Source organism: Klebsiella sp. CSG-1, from assembly GCF_056521145.1.
The window spans coordinates 1-2,473 of the sequence record NZ_JBWNLD010000028.1 but is presented as its reverse complement, the minus strand read 5'-3'; the positions used below and the strand labels follow the sequence as shown (position 1 = coordinate 2,473).

At 53.1% G+C, this 2,473-nt stretch carries 4 protein-coding genes and 3 pseudogenes; all 7 read left to right on the top strand.

The window, feature by feature from the left end; all coding sequences use genetic code 11:
* Positions 1–342 (top strand): annotated as a pseudogene (locus AC007G_RS28240) (hypothetical protein); the annotation flags it as partial.
* Positions 339–623, top strand: a complete 285-nt coding sequence (locus tag AC007G_RS28235) for a hypothetical protein (RefSeq protein WP_479466760.1) — start codon at positions 339–341, stop codon at positions 621–623. The pseudogene AC007G_RS28240 and the gene AC007G_RS28235, both read left to right, overlap by 4 nt.
* Positions 620–955 (top strand): hypothetical protein, encoded by a 336-nt coding sequence (locus tag AC007G_RS28230; protein WP_479466759.1) that lies wholly within the window; start codon positions 620–622, stop codon positions 953–955. The genes AC007G_RS28235 and AC007G_RS28230 overlap by 4 nt, the downstream gene beginning before the upstream one ends.
* A 125-nt stretch (positions 956–1,080) precedes the next feature.
* Positions 1,081–1,275 (top strand): annotated as a pseudogene (locus AC007G_RS28225) (ead/Ea22-like family protein); the annotation flags it as partial.
* 575 nt (positions 1,276–1,850) lie between these two features.
* A complete protein-coding gene (locus tag AC007G_RS28220; RefSeq protein WP_185928557.1) occupies positions 1,851–2,027 on the top strand; it encodes a hypothetical protein in 177 nt (58 codons plus the stop codon).
* Positions 2,024–2,218: a hypothetical protein gene (locus AC007G_RS28215; protein WP_479466758.1), complete on the top strand. Its 195-nt coding sequence runs from the start codon at positions 2,024–2,026 to the stop codon at positions 2,216–2,218. Before AC007G_RS28220 ends, AC007G_RS28215 begins: the two co-directional genes overlap by 4 nt.
* A pseudogene (locus AC007G_RS28210) lies at positions 2,215–2,473 on the top strand (DUF550 domain-containing protein); the annotation flags it as partial. The gene AC007G_RS28215 and the pseudogene AC007G_RS28210, both read left to right, overlap by 4 nt.

The following is a 2,473-nucleotide window of genomic DNA, read 5'->3' as shown; positions in this document are numbered from 1 at the left end:
TGCCGTGAGATAACCAACTGCCCTGAAGGAGTAGACCTGCAGGACCATCTGCGGCAGCTGGTATCAGAGTTAAGCGTTGTAGAAGAAATTCACAACAATGCCGTATTCATCACCGATGAACTCTATGACGCAAGTCCAAAAGAGGTGCAACACATTATCCGCTCTTTGGCCTGTATGAAAATGCCTGCTTACGCTCGTCTCGTAGCCGGGATTAAGGCTGATGGGGTGGAGGAGTACACAGCGCTATTTGCTGACACTGTGAATATGGAACGAGAACATAACCAGCAATTCCACAAAGGTACGCTGTGGTTCGCCAAGCAGCTGCGCGAGGGGGCCAAATGATCAACGCTATCGATGCACACCTGACCGATGAGGTGATCAACGCGGCATTCGAAAACACCAACTTCGGGCGTGACGACTTCCGAACCATCCTGGCGGAAACCGTTATGAAACGTGCCGCCGGTTATCACTCTGGCTGGACGGCTACAACCATCTGCACTCGCCTCAAGCTTCTGGGTAAGCAGGAGCGGCCAACAAAGTTAGGGCTGACCTTCGCATTCCATCACTACTACCGGCAGAGCGTCCGCGATGCGCTGATGCCAAAACAGGAGCCTTCAGCATGAACAAAATCACATCACTACCGGTAACACGCAACGCTACCTACGGATTCTGGACCCATCCTTGCTTTGATGAGCTTTGCGGCTACCGCGAGGGCGTAACGACCGCAGAGTTTAACGAGTGGGTTGATGCCAATGGCCTGCAATCATCCATGTCATTTCTGGAATGTAGCGACGATGAAGAGGCCCGCGCCGAGTATGAAAGCGGCGAAGGTTCATTCGCGAAGTGGAACCCGGAGCGCCCGGAAGGCGACGGCTGGTTTATCGGCTCGATTCATGACACTGAAGATGGCCCTGTATGCATATGGTTCCGCAATGTTGAAGGTGGTGCCGCATGACAACTGATATCACCGAACTGGCGCTGATTGCCAAAATCAAAAAGCAGACCAAAAACTTTGACACTGTGGTGCTGAAAGAGGGTGAAGCCATCGCGCTGGAGAAGGCGCTGGAGAAGGCGCAGACCATCAACGCAGCAGCCGAAAGACTGGTCCGCTGTAAAGGTCGCCATCACAGCGAGCAGAACTACCGCGCACTGGCGGCGCTGTTTGGTGTGAATACGCCGGACCTGCCGCCGCTGGACAATGAGAACGTCCATTATGCGGACGCTGCAGAAATGGAGATTGCGGCGCTACGCCAGCGTATCGCCGAGCTGGAGTCCTTCCGTACCGCGTACATGGAGTGGAGCGATAAAACCGATTGGGTGAACACAGACAGGCGATTTGGCGTCGTGAAGCCGCTGGGGAAACACCGTGCTGATGTGCTGAAGGCATTTATCGAGCATTTGGAGGGTCGCATCGCTGAACTGGGAGAAAGCCACGCTCAGGTAATTCAGGCTCGCGACCACTACAAGCGCATGACAGAGAAAGGGTTAAAGCAGTTGGCGGAGTCCCGCACCGTAACTGACTGGATAGAGCATGACGGGAAATGGCGTCCTGACTCACTGAGTACAGATGAACTCGTTTACCTGAAAACCAGAAAACAGGAGCTGAAAATTCCGTACCCGGCAGGAAAAGTTATGGGATGGATGCATACCGGTGGTGATATGGACGTTATGGCGTACAAGCTGGCATCACCACAAGCCCGCACCGTCACCGTGAAGCTGCCAGAGCTATGCGTGGGGGTTGTTCAAGGGGGACATGCGGTAATGGTGCCATATGCCGCAGGACACTGGTTTAACAAGACGGCGATTTTGGAGATGCTCGCCGCCGGTGGCATCAAGGTGGAGGCTGAGTGATGTTCCGTATCGAAAATCCAGAACAGCGCCTGAAGCGCGTTCTCACAGAAAACGCCGGTAAATTCACCATCGACGAAGATGGCGGTATCCATACCAACTGGCAGCATCCAGAAGTGCAGGAAACCATGCGTAAGCACTTTGCGGAACTCAGCAAAATTAAGGTGGACCGGAAATGACCAGTAAATCACCACAACGCCTACCCGAAGGGGAAATGGCAAAACTGGCAGTAAAAACGGTTCAGGAGTTTGTTAACGCCTGCCACTGTAAGAACGAAGACGATATTTTGTTGGCTCTGAGCTTTTGGCTTAACGTCGGTATTGATGTCGGTGAATTAGTGAAACACGGTAAAAAGGTGGTGCTGCAATGACCAGCAAATTAACCATAACCAGAGAGCGTCTGTCAGGAATTGCTCGCGGTGAGAATTGTTACACCCATGATGACGTCATTGAGTTGGCCCTTGCGCAGTTGGCCGCAATGGACAGCGAGCCGGTGGCGTGGACTGATGAAGAAGAACTGCGCGATGTAAATGTTGCTGGAATCGGTTATTTGTTTGGCATTGACCGAGAGGCGAACAAGTTCGCCGACCCGCGACGTCAGATAATGCTCTATCGCCACGCGCAGC